Below are 20,078 nucleotides of genomic sequence, written 5' to 3'. Positions count from 1 at the left end.
AAATCCGCTGGTTGCGCCGCAGGCTGGCCAGCTTGAACCAGGGCTGCAGCCGCAACCGGTAGCGATGCCCGTTCTCGCCCGCGCCCATCCAGCGGGCTTCCGTCACGATACCGTCGAAATGACGCTCCGTCTGGCGGTCATGCAGGGTGACAGTGGCATGGGTGCCGATCAGCGCGTCGAAATCGATGTCATCATTGGCGGCCAGACACTCGACCTGCCAGTCGAACAGATCATTCAACCGCTCGACACCTTCAAAGCGCATCAGCGCCAGCACATCCGGACCAAGAGAGGTCGTTAACTGACCCATACGAAAGACTTGAGAAAACGCTTTATTCATCAAATACGCCCGATACTAAACCTTAAGGTGAATTTAATTGACCCCGCACAGTCTGCAAGCAGAAATGCGCCGGGTGGTCGCGATCATGAGATAAAGATCAGGCTGACCGGCAAAAATGCGCCGGTCATGTTGCCGCATCTGCGAAAGTCTACATCTTGCTGCAATTCGTTCGGATCGCGCAAACACGCCCTGATGACCGTCGATATGCGGGCAAGGATTCGGCTAATCAAAGATGCAGGAAAACATAGTTTGTCCCACATGCTTCATCGCATATCCCGAAGACCACAAGACAATTTGCCCTTGTGCAGTTCTATCCGGAGGAATGATGCGATGAGTGTGGAACATATCGATACCGTCATTGTCGGCGGCGGTCAGGCTGGCCTGGCCATGAGCAGACACCTGAGCGCGCAATCGGTACCGCATCGTGTTCTGGAGAAACACCGTATAGCCGAGCGCTGGCGCACCGCGCGCTGGGACTCGCTTGTGGCGAACGGTCCCGCCTGGCATGACCGGTTCCCCGATCTGGAATTCGACCAGCATGCGCCGGACGCCTTTGTCCCGAAAGACCAGGTCGCAACTTATTTCGAGCGCTATGCAGAGCAGTTTGATGCACCAATCCGGTGCGGGGTGGAAGTGCGCAGCGCCACCCGCATTCCCGGGCGCGGCGGCTTCCGGGTCGAAACCACTGATGGCGTGATCGAGGCCCAGCGGATTGTCGCTGCCACAGGACCGTTTCAGCGCCCGGTCATCCCGTCGGTCATTCCGGGGGATTGCGCTGTCATGCAATTGCATTCCAGCGCCTATCGCAACCCCGATCAACTGCCTGCAGGGGCCGTGATGATTGTCGGCGCGGGGTCTTCCGGGGTGCAGATCGCGGATGAACTGGCGCGCGCCGGGCGCAAGGTATATCTGTCTGTCGGCCCGCATGAGCGCCCGCCCCGTTCCTATCGGGGGCGTGATTTCTGCTGGTGGTTGGGTGTGTTGGGGAAATGGGATGCGGCAGCGCCCAATCCGGGCACAGAACATGTGACTATCGCCGTCAGCGGGGCGCATGGCGGGCACACAGTGGATTTTCGCAATCTGGCCGGGAGGGGGGTAACGCTGGTCGGGCGTACGGAAACATTCGACGGAAAACGGCTGCATTTCCGCGATGATCTGGCGGAAAACCTTGCGGCGGGCGATGCCAGCCTGCGCAACTTGCTCTCAGAGGCCGATGCGTATGTCGCGGCACAGGGCCTTGATCTGCCACCAGAGCCGGAAGCACATGAACAACTGCCCGATCCCGATTGTGTGACCAACCCGCTGCGCAGCCTCGATCTGTCCGGGGCAGGAATTGGCAGTGTGATCTGGGCGACAGGGTTCAAGCAGGACTACAGCTGGCTGAAGCTTGATATTTTTGATGCACAGGGCCGTCCGCGACATCAGCGTGGTGTCTCTGTCGAGCCAGGTGTCTATTTTCTTGGTCTGCCTTGGCAATCGCGGCGGGGATCAAGTTTCATCTGGGGTGTCTGGCACGATGCACGCTATCTGGCGGACCAGATCGTGATCCAGCGCAGCTACATGACTTATCACGACAAGACCGGTCAAAGCGCGCGCGATCCTGAGAAAGCACCCGCAGAGTAAACCCTTCAGAAGGTGGAAGAAGATCATGGTTCATACGCGCATACGCAAGTTCAACACGCGGGATACCTATCCCGAGCAGAACCTCGACACCGACCTGTGTCAGGCAGTTGTCACCCAAGGCGGGCGGATTGTCTGGCTGCGCGGTCAATGCCCGCAAAACCTTGATGATGCGGTCAATCTTGACAGCCATGATCCTGTCGCGCAGACGCATAAGGTGATGCAGAATATCCGCCAGCTGATCGAAGAGGCCGGAGGCGAGATGTCGCATCTGGTGAAGGTTGTGGTGTATCTGACGGATGTCCGCCACCGCGAATCCGTCTATCGCACCATGGGCGAGTATATCCGTGGGGTGCATCCGGTCTCAACGGGGCTGGTCGTGCAAGCATTGGCACGCCCCGAATGGCTGGTCGAAATCGACGCCACTGCAGTTATCCCGGAGTAGCCCATGACCTTCTCGCTTGTGGCGCGCTGCGCCGAAACCGGCATGTTCGGACTGGCCATTGCATCATCTTCGCCCGCAGTGGCGGCGCGCTGTTCGCATGCGCGCGCCAGTGTCGGTGCTGTCGCGTCGCAGAATGTGACGGACCCGACACTGGGGCCCATGGTGCTTGATCTGATGGAGCAAGGCCAGTCCGCGCCTGAGGCAGTGGCCGATATCCGCAAACGCGCGCGGTTTGTCGATTACCGGCAAGTCCTTGCCATTGATGTCGGTGGACGCACCGCCATTCATTCCGGTCCGAAGGCATTGGGGATCTGGACACAAGCGCAAGGCGTGGATGTGGCGGCAGGCGGCAATCTGCTGGCAAATGACACTGTGCCGCAGGCAATGGTGTCGCATTTCGAGCGCAGTTCAGGCCATTTGGGGGACCGCTTGCTGGGTGCCCTGAAAGCTGGCCTCGCGGCGGGCGGCGAAGCGGGTCCGGTGCATTCAGCCGGAATGAAACTGGTCGATACTGTTAGCTGGCCGGTTGCTGATTTGCGCTGCGACTGGACAGAGGGCTGCCCGATCCATCAGCTTGAAATCGTATGGGACATCTACAAGCCGCAGCTTGACGCCTATATCCAGCGCGCGCTCGACCCGCGTGAGGCACCCTCCTACGGGGTGCCCGGAGATGAATGACAAAACAGGGAGAGGCGCATGACTACGCTGAGCCATGAAGACTGGAAAGCCCGTGCAAACGCACTTGGCATCCGTGGACAGGCCTTTATCGATGGCAGATTCGTCGATGCGCAATCGGGCCGGACATTTGACAGTGTGAACCCTGCAACCGGGGCTGTTCTGGCGCAGGTGGCGGAAGGGGATGCTGCGGATATTGACCTTGCCGTGGCGGCGGCACAGCGCGCCTTTGACGATGGTCGCTGGTCGCGCAAGCCACCTGCCGCGCGCAAGGCCGTGCTATTGAAACTGGCCGATCTGATCCGCGCAAATCTGCATGAGATGGCCTTGCTTGACAGTCTGGATATGGGCAAGACGATCACGGATGCCGTCACGATTGATGCACCCGGATCGGCGCATTTCTTCCAGTGGTATGCCGAGGCGATCGACAAGATCTATGACGAGGTGGCCCCGACCGGACCAGGCGATCTGGCGCTTGTCCGTCGTGTCCCGTTGGGCGTGGTCGGTGCTGTTGTGCCGTGGAACTTTCCGCTTGATATGGCGACGTGGAAAGCCTCTGCCGCGTTGGCGGCGGGCAATTCCGTGGTGCTGAAACCGGCCGAGCAATCGCCCCTTTCGGCGCTGCGTCTGGCTGAACTTGCCGCCGAAGCGGGTGTCCCGGATGGCGTGTTCAATGTCGTGCCCGGATTTGGGGCAACGGCGGGCAAGGCACTGGGACTTCACATGAATGTCGACTGTCTGGCCTTCACCGGTTCGACAGCGGTGGGCAAGTTGTTCATGCAATATTCGGGCCAGTCCAACATGAAAGCGGTCTGGCCGGAAACGGGGGGCAAAAGCCCCAACATTGTTTTTGCCGATTGCGAGGATCTGGACGCGGCGGCTGACATGGCTGCCTTCGGGGTGTTCTTCAATCAAGGAGAGGTGTGTTCCGCCAATACACGGCTCTATGTTGAACGCCCGATCATGGAGGCGTTTCTTGAGAAGCTGGTCGCGCGGGCGAAGGCCATGCAGCCGGGTGATCCGTTGGACCCATCGTCCAAGATGGGCGCGATTGTCGATGCAAGGCAGCTGGACCGCATCATGGGGTTCATTCAGGGCGGGCAGCGCAGCGCGCGGCTGGTCACAGGGGGCACGCGTGTGCAGATCGACGGCAAGGGCCATTTCGTGCAACCCACCATCTTTGCCGATGTCGCCCAGACCGACCCGCTTGCCCGCGAGGAAATCTTCGGGCCTGTGCTGTCGGTCATCGCGTTCGACACCGAGGAAGAGGCGATCACCATGGCCAACGACTCTCCCTATGGGTTGGCGGCATCGGTCTGGACCGGAAACCTTGGCCGCGCGTTGCGCATGTCTGACCGCCTGCATGTGGGCACGGTTTCGGTGAACACTGTTGACGCCCTGTCTGCACAAACCCCGTTCGGGGGCATGAAGCAATCCGGTTTCGGACGGGATCTGTCACTCCATGCGCTGGAAAAATACACAGCCCTCAAGACTGTCTGGATGAAATACCGCGCATGATCAGAACGTGATGTTCCCCAGATGTGCATTCAATGCGAAAGCATTGGCTCGTGCCCGCGCTTGCGCCTAGACTGGCGTCATACCAAGAGGTGAGCCATGCCCCTTCGCTACACGTTGAGACAACTGGAATATTTCGTTGCTGTGGGCGAGGCTGGCAGCATTGCAGCCGCTTCACATCGGGTCAATGTTTCTTCGCCTTCGATCTCTGCCGCGATTTCGCAGCTGGAAGAAGAACTGGGCGTGCAACTTTTCGTGCGCCATCATGCCCAGGGGCTGGCGCCTACACTGCCGGGTCACAAGCTGCTGGATCAGGCGCAGATTGTCCTGCGGCAGGCTGCGGCCTTGCGCGATCTTGCAGGTGAGTTGTCGGGCATGGTGCGCGGCCCGCTGGAGCTTGGATGCCTGTCTACTTTCGCGCAAATTGTCGTTCCGGGTCTGCGGCGCAGTTTTCTTGATATGTATGAGGAGGTGCGGATATCCCAGACCGAGGGGGACCAAGCCAGCCTCTTTACATGGCTGCGGCAAGCGCGCATCGACATGGCGCTGTCATATGACCTTGATTTGCCGGGTGATCTGCACTTCACACCAATTCTGGAATTGCCGCCACTTGTCGCCATGAGCGATACCCATTCGCTGGCACATCTCCCGACTGTATCTGTTCAGCAACTTGCTGCTTATCCAATGGTGCTGCTCGATCTGCCGCTGAGTTCGGACTATTTCCTGTCTTTCTTCAGCCGGGCCGGATTGCGCGCCAATGTTCACGAACGCACCCGTGATATGGCGGTGATGCGCAGTCTGGTCGCGAACGGGTTCGGATATTCCATTGTCAATCACCGTCCGCTGAATGACATGTCACCTGATGGCAAGCCGATACGCTTCATTCCGCTTTCCGGTAACGCGCGGCCCATGAAACTGGGCCTGCTGATGGTTGCCGGGACGGAGCGGACACAGTTGCACAAGGCTTTTACGGCGCATGCCCAGGAATGGCTTGCTGCGAATGCTACCCGGCTTCTGGGGATCGGCGCTGCTTAGTCAGGGCCAAATCAAGGCTTATGCAGGCTTGTATTTTATCTTGCAGATACGCCTTTAGACTGGTGCAAAATCTGACAGGAGCCAGACAGTGCGCGATTCCCGTTACGACATCTTGTTCGAGCCTATGGCGATTGGGCCAGTCACGGCCATGAACCGGTTCTACCAAGTGCCCCATTGCAATGGCGGGGGGTATCGCGACCCTTCGGCCGCTGCGGAAATGCGCGGCATCAAGGCCGAAGGCGGCTGGGGCGTCATATTCACCGAACAATGCGAGATGCACCATACCTCCGAAATAACGCCTTTCATCGAATTGCGCCTATGGGAAGACAAGGACATTCCGCAACTGCGCCGCATGTCCGAGAAGATGAAAACCCACGGTGCGCTGGCGGGCATTCAACTGGCCTATTCCGGCATCAATGGCCCGAACCTTTACACCAAGGAAGTGCCGCTTGCGCCGTCGGCCTTGCCAATTCGTACCTTTACCAATGATCCGGTACAGGCGCGGGCGCTGTCAAAAAGTGATATCCGCGATCTGCGGCGCTGGTTCGTGAATGCCGCGAAGCGCTCGAAACTCGCGGGGTTTGATCTGATATGTCTTTATGGGGCGCATGGTTTCGGGATTTTCCAGCATTTCCTGAGCCGCGCCACCAACCAGAGGGGCGACGAATATGGCGGTTCGCTGGAAAACCGCGCGCGTTTCGTCAATGAGGTTGTGGCGGATATCCGCGACGCAGTGGGGGATTGCATGGGCCTGACCCTTCGCGTCAGCCTTGATGAAACCATCGGCGAACTAGGGTTTTCCAACGCCGAACTGCGCGAGTTTATCGAGATGAACCGCGATTTGCCCGATCTGTGGGATCTGGCGCAAGGCACATGGGAAGATTGTTCCGGCCCGTCGCGCTTCAAGGAAGAGGGGGCACAAGAGCAGCTTGTCAGCGGCATCAGGGTATTGACCAGCAAGCCCGTGGTGGGTGTGGGCCGCTTTACTTCGCCTGATGTGATGGTGCGGATGGTCAAATCCGGCACACTCGATTTCATCGGCTGCGCCCGCCCTTCGATTGCCGACCCCTTCCTGCCCAGAAAGGTCGAAGAAGGCCGGATTGACGATATCCGCGAATGCATCGGCTGCAATATTTGCATTACGGGGGACATGACCATGTCGATCAGTCGTTGCACCCAGAATCCGACCTTCATGGAAGAATGGCGCAAAGGCTGGCACCCCGAGCGCATGAACCCCAAGGGCGAGAGTGGGAATGTGCTGGTCATCGGGTCTGGTCCGGCCGGACTAGAGGCGGCATGGGCACTGTGTCGACGTGGATATGATGTGGCCATTGCCGAGGCGCGGACGGAAATCGGGGGCCGTGTCACGCTGGAATCGCGCCTGCCGGGTTTAAGCGCCTGGGGCCGGGTGCGTGACTATCGCGAATACCAGTTGCGCCAGCGACCGAATGCGGAAATCTATCTCGATAGTGCGCTTAGTGCCGCGGACGTCATGGAATTCGGTTTTCAGAACATTGCGATTGCCACCGGGGCCACATGGCGACGCGACGGCGTGGCACGTCAGCATGTGGTGCCCATGCCCATCGCCGATAACGCCCGCATCTACACACCTGATGACCTGATGGCAGGGCGCATGCCTGCGGGCGACGTCGTGATCTATGATGATGATCACTATTACATGGGTGGGGTGCTGGCTGAACTTCTGGTGAAGAACGGCGCGAATGTCACGCTGATCACGCCGTCTGCGTTTGTTTCGGACTGGACCAACAACACGCTGGAACAGGCCACGATCCATGCGCGGCTGGATGAAATGGGCGTCGATATCGTGCTTAACCGTGGCGTGATCCGCATTGGCACTGATCATGTTGTCAGCAATTGCGTCTATACCGGCAAGACGCGGACCTATCCGGCGGAAGCGGTAGTGATGGTCACGTCGAGAACTGGCAATGACACGCTCTATCATGACCTTGTCGCGCGGCAGGCGGACTGGGCAGATGCCGGGATCCTCTCCGTCAGGGTCTTTGGCGATGCCGAGGCAGCAGGACCGATCGCCTGGGCCACCTATGCGGGCCACCGCTACGCGCGTGAGTTGGACGAGCCGGATCGGGGTGATGCACTATCGTTCCGCAGGGAAATCACCGGGCTTGCCGCGGAGTAAGAAAGTACAATGCCGGATTCCGTGCCCACGCCCGGCAGCTTGCCGGTCCTTGAACGCCTGATTGCCTTTCCAACTGTCAGCGCGCAAAGCAATCTTGCCCTGATCGACTATGCCGAAGGGGTGCTGCGCGGCACCGGGTTTGAAGTTGCGCGAATTGCCGACCCGACAGCCCCCAAGGCCGGGCTGGTTGCGCGGTTGGGGCCAGAAGGCCCTGGCGGAATTCTGTTATCGGCGCATAGTGACGTGGTGCCTGTCGAAGGGCAGAACTGGACACGCGCCCCGTTCCGTCTTTCCCAGCAGGGTAACCGCCTGTTCGGGCGGGGCACGACCGACATGAAGGGCTTTCTTGCGGCGACGCTGGCGCTTGCGTCCAAGGCAGCCGGGGCGCCGCTGCGCGCGCCACTGATGATGGTCATTTCCTATGATGAAGAAGTCGGCTGCAAGGGTATCCGGCAAATCATGCCGACACTTGGCGCAGTCGGCTGGCAACCCGACCTTTGCATCGTGGGCGAGCCGACGGAAATGCGCCCGGTACCCGGCCACAAGGGCAAGGTCGTCTTCCACGCGCGTTGCAGGGGCGAGGCCGGACATTCCGCTGATGCCCCCGATTTCGTGAACGCGCTGCATCTGGCCGCTGACGTCATTACGGCACTGCGCCTGATGCAACAGGAATACGCCCGTGACGGCGCGTCCGATCCTACCTTTGCGGTTCCCTATTCAACCGTTCACGCCGGGGTCATGCGGGGCGGGCGCATTCTGAATATCGTGCCGGAAGAGGCCGTCATTGAATTCGAGCTGCGCTATCTGCCGAAGGACAATCCGGCAGTTTTCAAGGCGCGGCTTCAAAAACGTGTCGAGGCTGTCCTGCGCGGTTACCCCGATACCGCCGGAATCGACATTGAAGAGGTTAACGCCTATCCCGGGCTGGATATTTCCAGGAACCATTCCGCGATGAAACTGGCCGCTGCGCTGGCCGGACACGCGCCCGGACAGAAGGTAGGTTTTGGCACCGAGGCTGGTTTCTTTGCCGAGGCGGGAATTCCGACTGTTGTCTGTGGTCCGGGCAGTATGGCCGCGCAGGGGCACAAGCCCGATGAATATCTGGAAACCGGCCAGCTTCTTGCGTGTGAACAGATGCTCGACCGTGTGCTGGCGCATCTGCGTAAAGATCAGGCACAACCTGAAATCAGGTAAACCATGGGCTTTCCCGCCGTGAATTCGCCGTCGGAATGGGCACATGCACTGATTTCTGCCTTTCAAACAGGCGTTTCCTGCCCCTGATCCTTCGCCATCCGATCTTAGGCAAAGGCTAACGTGAACTGAGGAAGTCAATTCTTACAACTGACAGTTAAGATTTCTATCGTTGCATCACCACCTATCCTGCCGCGAGGGCTACATGACAAAACAGCGACCCATCGCTATTGATATTCAGAAGGTCGTCAAGCGTTTTGGCGACTTCACAGCCCTGAAGGAGGTCTCGGTCAGTATCGGGGACAATGAGTTCTTCACCCTGTTGGGACCATCAGGCTGCGGCAAAACCACGCTTCTGCGTATGATCGCAGGGTTCGAGGATGTGACCGCCGGTGCGATTTTCCTTTACGATCAGGAAATCGCGAAACTCCCGCCCAACAAGCGGCCAATCAATACGGTATTCCAGAATTACGCGCTGTTTCCAACCATGAGCGTGCTGGAGAATGTCGGCTTCGGGCTGGAAATGCAGGGCAAATCCAGGGCGGAAGCCAGGCGGCAAGCGGGCGAAATGCTGGAACTGGTGCAACTGTCGCAATTCGCCCATCGCAAGCCCTCTCAGCTTTCGGGTGGGCAGCAGCAGCGCGTGGCGCTGGCCCGCGCGCTGGCACCGAAGCCCAGGGTGCTGTTGCTGGATGAACCGCTTTCGGCGCTGGACATGAAGCTGCGCAAGTCCATGCAGCTTGAACTGAAACATATCCAGCGCGAAACGGGCATCACCTTCATCTTTGTCACCCATGATCAGGAAGAAGCCCTGACCATGTCCGACCGCATTGCCGTCATGTCCGCAGGAGAGGTGCAACAGCTTGGCACGGCACGCGATATCTATGAGAACCCGCGCAACATGTTCGTGGCCGATTTCATTGGCGACACAAACCTGCTGGAAGTTTCGGTGGACAAGATCGAGAATGGCCGTGCGACGTGTCATCTGGGCGGCGGGCATGAACTGACATGCGATCCCGTCGCGGGCGTCGACACCGGCGCGCGGGTCCATCTGTCGGTGCGCCCGGAGCGGCTGTTCCTGTCATCAGAACCGGAGGAAGTCGAAAGTCTGCGGGGGCGCGTCGTCGAGAATATCTTCATCGGCACGGATATCACCACCATCCTTGACCTTGGTGTGGGCCCACAGTTCCGGGTGCGTGCCTCGAATTCGGATCGGGGCAATCTGCGGGTTTTCGAACCTGGGCAAAATGTGTTCGTCAACATGGAGCGGGGCGCAGCGCGCCTCCTTGTGGACTGATGGCGGGCGGTGCGGCAAGCGGCGGCAACGCCACCAGCGAAGCCTATGCCCCGGCACGAGGCTGGCTTTTGTTGCCGACATGGGTGGTGTTGGGAATCGTCGTCCTGGCGCCGATAGTTCTGATGCTGATCTATTCCTTCCTGACAAAGGAATTCCGCGGCGGCGTGATCTGGGAATTTTCGGTTGACGCCTATGACCAGTTCTTCTTCGACCGCGGCCTGTTTGGCGATGACGCGCCGACAATTCAATGGGCCTATATCCAGATATTCTGGCGGTCAATCTGGCAGGCCACGCTGGCGACCATCTTCTGCCTGCTGATCGGGTTTCCCACGGCCTATTTCATTGCGACGCGCCCTGCCAATCAGCGTACGATCTGGGTTTTCCTGATCACCATCCCCTATTGGGTCAATCTGCTGATCCGCACAGTGTCCATGCGGTTCATCCTGCGCGATCAGGGGCCGCTTAACGATCTTCTGCAATGGACGGGGATCGTTGCAGAGCCTTTGACGATCATCAATACCAACCTTGGGGTGCAGATCGGTCTGTTCTATTCATACCTGCCCTTCATGGTGCTGCCGCTCTATGCTGCCATCGAGCGCTACAACTTTTCCCTCTCCGAGGCTGCGTCCGACCTATACGCACCGCGCCACAAGATTCTGACCCGCATTGTTCTGCCTGCGGTCAAGCCCGGACTGATAGCGGGCTGCATTCTGGTGTTCGTCCCGTCGCTGGGGTCGTTTCTGGCACCGGATCTGCTGGGCGGTGCGCGGAATTTCATGATCGGTTCACTAATTGACGAACAGTTCAGGGGCAGTGCGGGCAACTGGCCTTTCGGGGCCGCAGCTTCGATGATCCTGCTGACACTGGTGCTTCTGGTGCTGATGGTTCTGGCGCGCCAGCAGGCGCGGCTCGAAAAAGGAGCAGGCTGATGCAGACTGGTGCCGCACGCTTCGATTTTCCGGGCTTTAAAGTGCTGACTTTCCTGTGTCTGTTCATCCTGTATGCACCGCTTCTGGTTGTGACGGTCTACAGTTTCAACGACTCGCGTTCGATCACGACCTGGGGCGGGTTTTCGCTGCGCTGGTATGTTGATGTCTTCACTGGCCCCGACTCCGCCAAGTTCCAATCGGCGGCGTTCAATAGTTTCTCGATCGCGTTGATTGCCGCTACGGTCGCGACTGCCATTGCCACGTCGGCGGCTTTGGCCATGGTGCGCGGCGGGCGCTTCAAGCTGCGGACCGCCACATTCGGATTAATCAGTCTGCCCATTCTGGTGCCGGAGATTGTGACCGCAGTTGCGATGCTGATCTTCTTCAATGCAATCGGCTTCACGCGCGGTTACACATCGATCCTGATTGCCCATATCGCGTTCTGCATTCCCTTCGCCTATCTGCCGATTTCGGCGCGGATGCAGGGCATCGAAGGCGTTTATGAACAGGCTGCGATGGATCTTTACGCCGGCAGAGCGCAAGCTTTCCGCCGCGTCCTGCTGCCGATGATGATGCCGGGCATCATCTCTGGTTTCCTGCTGGCTTTCATTATCTCGCTTGACGATTTCATCATCACAAATTTCGTCAAGGGTGCGGGGATCGAGACGTTGCCGACCGCGATATTCGGCTCGGTGAAGCAAGGGCTAAGACCCAATATCATGGCCATCTCAACCATGCTTCTCGTATTCTCAACTGTGATCGTGACGTTGTCCTGGCTGGTAAGCAGGATCGATCGCACGAAATGACTCCCTCCAACAGAAAGGTGCCTCGCAATGGCCAACTATCTCAGAACATCTGCAATCGCATTATGTGCCGGACTTGGCTGTGCAACGGCGGCATTGGCCGAGGGCGACGTGGTTGTCTATCATTGGTTCGAATACATCCCGCAGGAACTGATTGACAAGTTCACCGAGGAAACCGGTATTCGTGTCGTCATGGACACCTACGATTCAAACGAGGCTATGCTTGCGTCCCTGCGCGCAGGCGGCATGGGCACTTATGACGTCGCTGTTCCCGGCGATTACATGGTTCAGATCATGCGCGACAACGACATGCTGGATGCAATTGCAGAGGGGGAGTTGTCTAACCACGGCAATATTCTGCCGGAATGGCTGGATGTAAGATATGATCCGGGTCGGCAACATTCGATCCCGTATCAGTGGGGGTCTACTTCTTTCTCGGTTAACCGAGATGTCTATGATGGCCCGATCAACACGACCGAAATCATTTTCAACCCGCCTGCCGAACTGTCCGGGCGCATAAACATGCTGGCCTCGCAGGGGGAAGTCATGGCGCTGGCTGCAATCCATCTGGGTATCCCGATGTGCAGCCCTGAACGCGACGATGTTCAGGCGCTCAATGATCTGCTTATGGGGTCACGCCAGCACTGGGTGTCATTCAATTCCGATACTGCGCGCGAGGTTCTTGTCTCGGGCGATGCGGCAGCAGGAATGATCTATGACGGCTTTTCAGCGCGCGCGCGCATCGAGGAAGGCGCAAATCTGGAATACGCCTTCGCAACGCAAGGCTACATCGCCTGGATGGACAATGTCGTGCTGCTGAATGATGCCCCAAACCGTGACAACGCCATCCGCTTCATGGATTTTCTGCTGGAACCGGAAAATGTCGGCATACTGACCAACTGGACGCAATATTCCGCGGGTATCGCTGGGGTGGACGCGTTTCTTGATCCCGCACTTGCCGCGCAACCGGAACGTAACCCGCCCGAGGATGCCGGACCCGCCATCTTCATCGAGGTGTGCGATCAGGCCACACAAGAGATTCATGATCGAATCTGGACGGCCCTGCGCAGATAGTGGTTTGTTCTGAAATGCGTCTGTCAGGTCCGGTTCTGAAGCCCGGACCTGACAGATGAATGACCATGGCTTCGGACATTTCTGTAGTTGTCATTCGCTGACCGGATCGCGGACTGCCGCATCATCGGTGTGAAAGTATTTTTTCTGTCTGTATTTCCGCAGCCTTCTCTGAAGGTTATGCTGCGTGACTGCGTATTCCCCCGACTTTTCAAAAGACACAAAGGGAAGCGCAGACGCGTCATCTGCCCGCAGCGTTTGCAAAACCCGCAATTATAAAGATGCGCTCGCCGAGCATGTCCGCCCGGTGCCTCCGGTTTAATGCATTGTTTCAGTATCGGGCTGAAATCAGAGGCTTTTTGCCGTTTTGCACGTTCCGGCCCGCGATGCCGTCGATATTTGGGTTGCGCGGGGTGCAGAAAATATGCCAGCCTTTGCCAATAAGCGACATCAATAAGTCGCAAATGACAGGGAATAGAATTGATGCCACGATCAGATTTCTGGTCCGGGCTCGTGGTGGCCGCATTCGGGCTGTTGGCGTTGCTCTGGATGATACCGAATTACGCGGGTTCCAATCCATTTGCACAGATGCCACCGGAGCTGGTGCCAGGAATCGGCGCCTGGCTGATGGTGCTGTGCGGAACGATCATCGCCGCCAAGGGCCTGTTTCAGATGGTGCGCGCGCGCATCGGACCCGTCACCGCCGATCTTCATTGGGGCGCTGTTGCCTGGGCCGCCTGGCCCTTCGCCTATGTCGCGGTGGCGATCTGGTTCATGTCCTTCATCAAGATAACATGGTTCGGGGCTTTCCTGATCGGGGGAATGCTGATCCTTCTGGGCGAACGCCGGTGGTACATCATCCTCGGGTGCTCGGTCGTGCCGGTGGTGCTGCTTTATATCCTTTCTGTTTACATGATGCGCGTCGGGGTGGTGTAGGGCATGGATTTTTCCGTTATCGGGGCCGCCGCTGCCGAAGCGCTGACGCTTGCATCTTTCATCGGTATCGGGGGCGGGGTGCTTCTGGGCTATGTGGTGGGGGTAATTCCCGGCCTGTCACGGTCCGTGGCGATTTCCATCGCTATTCCGATGACGTTCTACATGTCGCCCTATATCGCGATTTCGTTTCTGATTGGCTTGTCCAAGGGCACGGCGGCGGGCAGCGCGGTTTCGGCCATCCTGCTGAATGCGCCGGGCGAGGCGTCGTCTGCGGCCACCGCACTTGATGGCTACCCTATGGCCAGGCAGGGCAAGCCGAAGACCGCCCTTCAGGTCGGGCTGATCGCGTCGGTCATGGGCGATATTCTGGCCACAATCATCCTGATCTTCGTGGCCATCCCCTTTGCGCGCGTCGCGCTTCTGTTCGGCCCGTATGAAATGGCTGCGATCCTTGCTTTCGCGCTGGTCTTCATCGCGGGGCTTTCGGGCGGTAATATTTTCAAGGGGCTGGCCGCCGGGGGGCTTGGCATTTTTCTGGGCACAATCGGGCTGGACAATCAGACCGGCCTGCCGCGCCTGACCTTTGGCTATACCGAACTGATGGACGGAATGCCGCTGATTGCAGTCGCCATCGGTACGCTGGCCCTGTCCGAGATGTTCATCCAGTCCGAGAAGCTGCGCTATGACCGCGAGAATATGGCGGTTTCCATGAAGAAGGATACGAGTGACCGCATCACCTGGCCGATATTCAAGGGTATTCTTCCCACAATCCTGCGTGGAACGGGGGTCGGTACGTTTGTCGGTGCATTGCCGGGGCTGGGGCCGTCTGTGGGGTCTTTCATGTCTTACGGCATGACGGTCAAGGCCGCGAAAGACCCGGAGAGTTTTGGCAAGGGCAACCCCAAGGGTATTGCGGCCGCGGAATCGGCGGATAACGCCGTTATCCCGGCAGCGCTGATCCCGCTTTTCGGTCTGGGGATTCCGGGCAATGTATCGGCGGCGCTGCTCATCGGGGCGTTCGCGATACATGGTATTACGGTTGGCCCGCTTCTGCTGCGCGACAATCCTGAACTGCTATACTCCATTTTCGCGGGGATGATCCTGGCATCGGTCATCATGCTGGCGCTTGGCTGGTTCGGGCTGATGTTCTTTGCCCAGATTACCCGCGTGCCCCCGCATGTGGTCATTCCCATCGTGATCTTCTTCTGCCTCGCAGGGATGATGCTGCAGGGCTACGGCACATTCGGGCTGATTATCCTGATGGGTTTCGCAGCACTCGGCTATCTGATGAAGAAATACGATTACAGTTTCGTCACCTTCCTTGTGGCCTTCATTATCACCCCGATGCTGGAGTTGAATCTGCGTCAGTCCATCATCCTGTCGCGCGGTAACTGGGCAATCCTGCTTGATCGTCCGATTGCGACCTTCTTTATCGCCTGCACTGCGCTGGCGCTGATTACGCTGATCATTCGCACCTTCCGCACGGATAAAGCGGCGGCTGGTGCGCCGACATCAGAGTAAACTGATCGGAGTCATCCGATCTTTCGAGATTTTGCTGCGATCAATCGTCTTCATCGCTGCAGCAGATAACCGGCTGATTACACGCGAAGTTATCGCCGGGTTCAAGAAGACGCATAACCAACGGGAGTAAATCACGATGAAAAGAACTTTTGCAAGCATCCTTGGCGCAACCATGCTGGCCGCGCCGATGGCCTATGCCGCTGACTGGCCCACGCGCCCGCTGACCATGGTGATCGGTTTCAACCCCGGTGGCTCGACCGACATTCAGGGCCGTGTTCTGGCCAATGTGATGGAGGAATTTCTGGGCCAGCCGGTAAATGTTGTAAACCAGCCCGGTGGTGGTTCGGCCGTGGCCTTTACCCGGCTGACGAACACCGAGGCTGATGGCTATACGTTCCTGTTCGGCGGGACCACGGCACTGACCTTCACGCCGATTATCACGCCGGTGGAATATGAAATCGATGATTTCGAATATCTGGCCGCTGTTGCCCTGGGGCAGAACGCCATTGTGACAGCTGCCGATCAACCCTTCAGCACATTTGATGAAATCATTGCCCATGGCAAGGAAAACCCGATGACCTATGCCCAGCAAACACCGCTGGACGAGGCTATCATCCGTGCGATTGCCGAAGAGGAAGATCTGGATCTGGCGATTGTGCCGACCGGTGGCGGTGGTGGCATGGCGCCCCTTGTGTTGGGCCGCGAGGTTGACTTCGCCTATTCAGGCGGGACGCATGCGCAATATACGCCAACCGGTGAAATGGTTGTGGCCGCCTTCATGTCGGCAGAGCGCAGTCCTTTCTATCCCGACACGCCCACGCTGATGGAACTCGGTTATGATTATTCGATCGAAGATTACCGCACCATCATCGTACCCGCAGGCACACCGGACGATGTAAAGGAGCGCCTGATAGCAGCCGCAGAATTCGCGAGCACACACCAGTCCTTCATTGACATCACCGAAGGAAACACCTTCTTCCCTGTGGTGTTCATCGGGCAGGACGACATGGAAGCCAATGTGCGGCGCATCCGTGCCGCCACGGAAGAGGTCATGGCCGACTGATCCGACGCAGGTGGCGCTGTTGGCAGCGCCACCTGCCACATGCAGAATGCAGGGACCGGAAGCCAGCGCAACGGAATTGCAAAAGGGCCGAGGCACACTGGCCACGGCCCTTTGTTGACGCGCCCTGTGGCGTGCCAGGTTACGCGAACTTCTTTATCTCTCCTGATTTCAGGCGCTCCACGTAGCTTTCCAGCTCGCGCTTGACGATCGGCATCAGGAAATAAAGCCCGATGATGTTGACAACCGCCATGGCGAAAATCGCCGCATCAGAAAAGTCGATCACCGGCTCAAGCTGCGCTGCGGCACCAATCACCACGAAGACGCAGAAAATCACCTTGAACACCAGTTCCTTGCGCTCGCCCTCGCCGAAAAGATAGGTCCATGCCTTCAGGCCGTAATAGGACCAGGTGATCATCGTCGAAAACGCAAAGAGCACCACCGCAAGCGCCAGTACATAGGGGAACCAGCTGATAGCACTGCCGAAGGCGGCTGATGTAAGGCCCACGCCCGAAGTGTCGCCAATCGTGCGCACGGCATTACCCGCCTCGTTCAGAAGGTAAAGCCCGGTTGCGGGGTCCGTCACAAGCTGCTGGGTGATGATGATCACCAGCGCGGTCATGGTGCAGACAATGACCGTATCGATGAACGGTTCCAGCAGCGATACGAACCCTTCGGTAATCGGTTCATTGGTCTTGACCGCCGAGTGGGCAATCGCCGCAGAACCGACGCCTGCCTCGTTCGAAAAGGCCGCGCGCTTGAACCCCTGGATCAGCGCACCGACCATGCCGCCCGCAACGCCCAGCCCGGTGAAGGCCCCGACGAAGATCTGCGACAACGCCCAGCCGACCAGATGATAGTTCATCGCGATGATGATCAGCGCCGTGCCCACATAGAGGATGCCCATGAACGGCACCACTTTTTCCGTGACCTTTGCGATCGACTTGATCCCGCCCACAATCACAGCAAAGACAAGACCGGCAAACACCAGCCCGGTAATCCAGCCGGGATATTGCCCGACAACGCCGGTGATCTGCTGATGTGCCTGATTGGCCTGGAACATGTTCCCGCCACCAAGCGCGCCAAGGATACAGAAGATCGAGAACAGCACAGCAAGGATCTTGCCCCCCGGCAGACCGCGTTCGGCAAAACCTTTGGTCAGGTAATACATGGGCCCGCCCGAAACACGCCCATCGGCATATTCGTTGCGGTATTTTACACCCAGCGTACATTCGGTGAATTTCGACGCCATGCCCATCAGACCGGCAAGGATCATCCAGAACGTGGCCCCTGGTCCGCCGATGCCGATGGCAACCGCGACGCCCGCGATATTGCCAAGGCCCACAGTCCCCGAAAGCGCGGTGGCCAGCGCCTGAAAATGGCTGACCTCACCTGCGTTCTTCGGGTCGGAATAGTCGCCTTTGACAAGTGCAATGGAATGGCGGATCACCCGGAACTGAACAAAACCGAAATAGAGAGTAAAGACCGTGGCCCCTATCACCAGCCAGGCCACGATCCACGGGAAAGCAGTACCCGGAAAGTTGGAGAAGATAAGAGTGACGAACCAGCCTGTTGAAACGGCAAATATCTGGTTGACCTGATCATCGAGGGATTGCGCAAATGCCGGGGTTGCCGCCAGCCCCGTCCCCGCTGCGGCAAAAGCTGCCGGAAGTGTCCATTTAAACATGATTATTTCCCTGTTGATTTTTCTTATGGAACAATGGTGCAGGGCACCGGCGCGGTCTGCACCAGAGCACCCGCGACCGAACCAAAGAGGCGGGCCTCAAGCGCTGAATGCCCCTCTCGGCCCACAAAAATCTGAACCGCGCTTTCTTCGCGCGCAACAGCGCACAGAATGTCGGCGGTTTTGCCGTATCGCATCACCGGGGTAACGTTCACGCCCTGGGCTGTCAGTTCCTTGATCACCGGGGCCATCACCGCGGCCTCGGCACGTTCCATCTCCTGACGGCGGCGCATGTGCCGCTCTTCCAGTTCGGTTGGCGTAAGAAATGAATAGGGCGACCATTCCAGAACATGCACCAATACGATGCTGCCGTTCTGTACTGTGGCCCGTGCGACGGCGAAATCGAGTGCCCGGCGGGCAGTCTCGCTTCCATCATAGCCGACGACGAATTTTTCCAACATTTTGTCACATTCTCCCTGCTGAAATCACGGGCTCCTGTGCGGACCCAGACCGCGACCCGATGTCGCATATTATCAGGGCTTGACAAATTAATTCGCCTTTAAATTAATAAATTGCAGTCGAATTAAACGTAAATTTATTATTTTTAAGGTTATATGACGCTATTTGTGGAATTTCGCAGGCCATAAGAAAAGCTACAATTTATGACCGGCGACTGGTTCAGGTTTCCAAATGTCTTGATGTATTGTGACGTCAATATGCGACTGCTAACATGGAATATGAACCGGGGCGGCTGGACTCCTCCGTTTACGGCGCAAGTGGAAGACCACATATGAGATTGCTATGGAGGGGTGAATATGCCTGACGCCAGAACGCTCGGCTATCTGCCCGCATTTGCGGACCAGACCTTCATGAATACCATCCGAACAGTGGCGGGCATCCGGTTGATACTTCTGGAGAATCAGGATTCGGTCGCGCGTTATGCGCCGCAGCTGGATGGGTTGATAACCGGCGGTGGCGAAACCAGCTACTCGCAGGTGGTTGCTGACACGTTGCGTTCAAAGGCGCTTCGTCTGGAATGGATCCAGCTGACTTCGGCAGGCCATGACGCGCTTGCGCGTTTCGGTGTGCCCGACCGGGTAGCACTCACCAATAATGGTGGCGGCTTCGACAAGCCCGTGGCAGAGCATGCGATGGCGCTGCTGCTCGGCTTGTCTCATAGCCTGCCTGCGGCCCTGGACAGAACGGCACTGCCGCGGTGGGACCGGGCGCGGGCGCAGCCTGCCTTTTGCCTTGACGGTCGCTGTCTGGCCATCATCGGGCTGGGCGGAATAGGACGAGAGGTCGCGCACCGCGCCCGCGCCTTCGGCATGTCCGTGATCGGGGTCACCCGCTCGGGTCGGCCGGACCCGGCCGCGCACGAGGTTGCCCCGGCCACGAAACTGCACGAGGTTTTATCCCGCGCTGATGCGGTTGTTTTATGCGCCCCGCTGACGCCCGACACGCTGCATCTGCTGAACGCCCAAAGCCTGGCAGCCTGCAGGAGAGGCGCGCTGGTCGTGAATGTCGGGCGTGGAAAGCTGATTGATACGGACGCTTTGATGGATGCATTGGCTTCCGGGCAGATTGGTGGTGCCGCGCTGGATGTCACGGATCCTGAACCGTTGCCCGATGACCACCCGCTGTGGATGAAACAGAATGTGGTGATTACGCCCCATGTAGCGCCGGCTGGATGCCCGCTGGCAGTCCAGTCTATCGCGGAACACATCCGGAAGAATGCTTTGCGTTTTGCCGGGAACCTGCCGCTGGACGGGCGCTTCACACTTTCCTGACACCCATGAAG

At 58.4% G+C, this 20,078-nt stretch carries 18 protein-coding genes; 15 read left to right on the top strand and 3 right to left on the bottom strand.

Annotation, left to right across the window (positions count from 1 at the left end):
• Window positions 1-337: contractile injection system protein, VgrG/Pvc8 family (locus PUT78_RS18580; protein ID WP_274353768.1), on the bottom strand; the 337-nt coding region annotated here is incomplete at its 3' end.
• Between the two features lie 330 nt (window positions 338-667).
• Between PUT78_RS18580 and PUT78_RS18575 the strand changes: the two genes are divergently transcribed.
• The 14 genes from PUT78_RS18575 (at window position 668) to PUT78_RS18510 (ending at window position 16,596) form a co-directional block, all read left to right on the top strand.
• Entirely contained in the window at window positions 668-1,960 is a 1,293-nt protein-coding gene (locus PUT78_RS18575) for a flavin-containing monooxygenase (RefSeq protein ID WP_274353767.1), read from the top strand.
• Between the two features lie 25 nt (window positions 1,961-1,985).
• A complete protein-coding gene (locus PUT78_RS18570; RefSeq protein ID WP_274353766.1) occupies window positions 1,986-2,402 on the top strand; it encodes a RidA family protein in 417 nt (138 codons plus the stop codon).
• A 3-nt stretch (window positions 2,403-2,405) separates the two neighbouring features.
• Complete coding sequence (locus tag PUT78_RS18565) at window positions 2,406-3,080, top strand: DUF1028 domain-containing protein (protein ID WP_274353765.1); 675 nt, start codon at window positions 2,406-2,408, stop codon at window positions 3,078-3,080.
• Between the two features lie 18 nt (window positions 3,081-3,098).
• On the top strand, window positions 3,099-4,595 hold the full coding sequence (locus tag PUT78_RS18560) for an aldehyde dehydrogenase (RefSeq protein WP_274353764.1): 1,497 nt from the start codon (window positions 3,099-3,101) through the stop codon (window positions 4,593-4,595).
• Between the two features lie 96 nt (window positions 4,596-4,691).
• On the top strand, window positions 4,692-5,627 hold the full coding sequence (locus PUT78_RS18555; protein WP_274353763.1) for a LysR family transcriptional regulator: 936 nt from the start codon (window positions 4,692-4,694) through the stop codon (window positions 5,625-5,627).
• Window positions 5,628-5,715: 88 nt separating this feature from the next.
• On the top strand, window positions 5,716-7,785 hold the full coding sequence (locus tag PUT78_RS18550; RefSeq protein WP_274353762.1) for an oxidoreductase: 2,070 nt from the start codon (window positions 5,716-5,718) through the stop codon (window positions 7,783-7,785).
• 9 nt (window positions 7,786-7,794) lie between these two features.
• A complete protein-coding gene (gene argE, locus PUT78_RS18545) occupies window positions 7,795-8,979 on the top strand; it encodes an acetylornithine deacetylase (protein WP_274353761.1) in 1,185 nt (394 codons plus the stop codon).
• 202 nt (window positions 8,980-9,181) lie between these two features.
• Window positions 9,182-10,273 (top strand): ABC transporter ATP-binding protein, encoded by a 1,092-nt coding sequence (locus PUT78_RS18540; protein ID WP_274353760.1) that lies wholly within the window; start codon window positions 9,182-9,184, stop codon window positions 10,271-10,273.
• Window positions 10,273-11,202: an ABC transporter permease gene (locus tag PUT78_RS18535; RefSeq protein ID WP_274353759.1), complete on the top strand. Its 930-nt coding sequence runs from the start codon at window positions 10,273-10,275 to the stop codon at window positions 11,200-11,202. Before PUT78_RS18540 ends, PUT78_RS18535 begins: the two co-directional genes overlap by 1 nt.
• Window positions 11,202-12,008 (top strand): ABC transporter permease, encoded by an 807-nt coding sequence (locus PUT78_RS18530; protein WP_274353758.1) that lies wholly within the window; start codon window positions 11,202-11,204, stop codon window positions 12,006-12,008. Before PUT78_RS18535 ends, PUT78_RS18530 begins: the two co-directional genes overlap by 1 nt.
• Window positions 12,009-12,035: 27 nt before the next feature.
• Window positions 12,036-13,079 carry an extracellular solute-binding protein gene (locus PUT78_RS18525; protein ID WP_274353757.1) on the top strand — a complete coding sequence of 348 codons (1,044 nt, stop codon included), beginning with the start codon at window positions 12,036-12,038 and terminating at the stop codon, window positions 13,077-13,079.
• A gap of 480 nt (window positions 13,080-13,559) precedes the next feature.
• Window positions 13,560-14,012, top strand: a complete 453-nt coding sequence (locus tag PUT78_RS18520) for a hypothetical protein (RefSeq protein WP_274353756.1) — start codon at window positions 13,560-13,562, stop codon at window positions 14,010-14,012.
• Between the two features lie 3 nt (window positions 14,013-14,015).
• Window positions 14,016-15,533 carry a tripartite tricarboxylate transporter permease gene (locus PUT78_RS18515; protein ID WP_274353755.1) on the top strand — a complete coding sequence of 506 codons (1,518 nt, stop codon included), beginning with the start codon at window positions 14,016-14,018 and terminating at the stop codon, window positions 15,531-15,533.
• Between the two features lie 136 nt (window positions 15,534-15,669).
• Complete coding sequence (locus PUT78_RS18510; RefSeq protein WP_274353754.1) at window positions 15,670-16,596, top strand: Bug family tripartite tricarboxylate transporter substrate binding protein; 927 nt, start codon at window positions 15,670-15,672, stop codon at window positions 16,594-16,596.
• A gap of 139 nt (window positions 16,597-16,735) precedes the next feature.
• On the opposite strand, the gene PUT78_RS18505 is transcribed toward PUT78_RS18510, so the two are convergent.
• Window positions 16,736-18,280, bottom strand: a complete 1,545-nt coding sequence (locus PUT78_RS18505) for an alanine/glycine:cation symporter family protein (protein ID WP_274353753.1) — start codon at window positions 18,278-18,280, stop codon at window positions 16,736-16,738.
• A 23-nt stretch (window positions 18,281-18,303) separates the two neighbouring features.
• Entirely contained in the window at window positions 18,304-18,738 is a 435-nt protein-coding gene (locus PUT78_RS18500) for a universal stress protein (protein WP_274353752.1), read from the bottom strand.
• 354 nt (window positions 18,739-19,092) lie between these two features.
• Here PUT78_RS18500 and PUT78_RS18495 point away from each other — a divergent pair, with 354 nt between their 5' ends.
• The gene (locus tag PUT78_RS18495) at window positions 19,093-20,067 is read left to right on the top strand and encodes a D-2-hydroxyacid dehydrogenase (RefSeq protein ID WP_274353751.1); all 975 of its coding nucleotides are present in this window, start codon (window positions 19,093-19,095) and stop codon (window positions 20,065-20,067) included.
• Window positions 20,068-20,078 lie beyond the last annotated feature (11 nt).

This window comes from Roseinatronobacter alkalisoli, from assembly GCF_028745735.1.
GTDB lineage: Bacteria > Pseudomonadota > Alphaproteobacteria > Rhodobacterales > Rhodobacteraceae > Roseinatronobacter > Roseinatronobacter alkalisoli.
The sequence above is the reverse complement of the archived record's forward strand: the minus strand, read 5'-3'. Positions and strand labels throughout refer to the sequence as shown.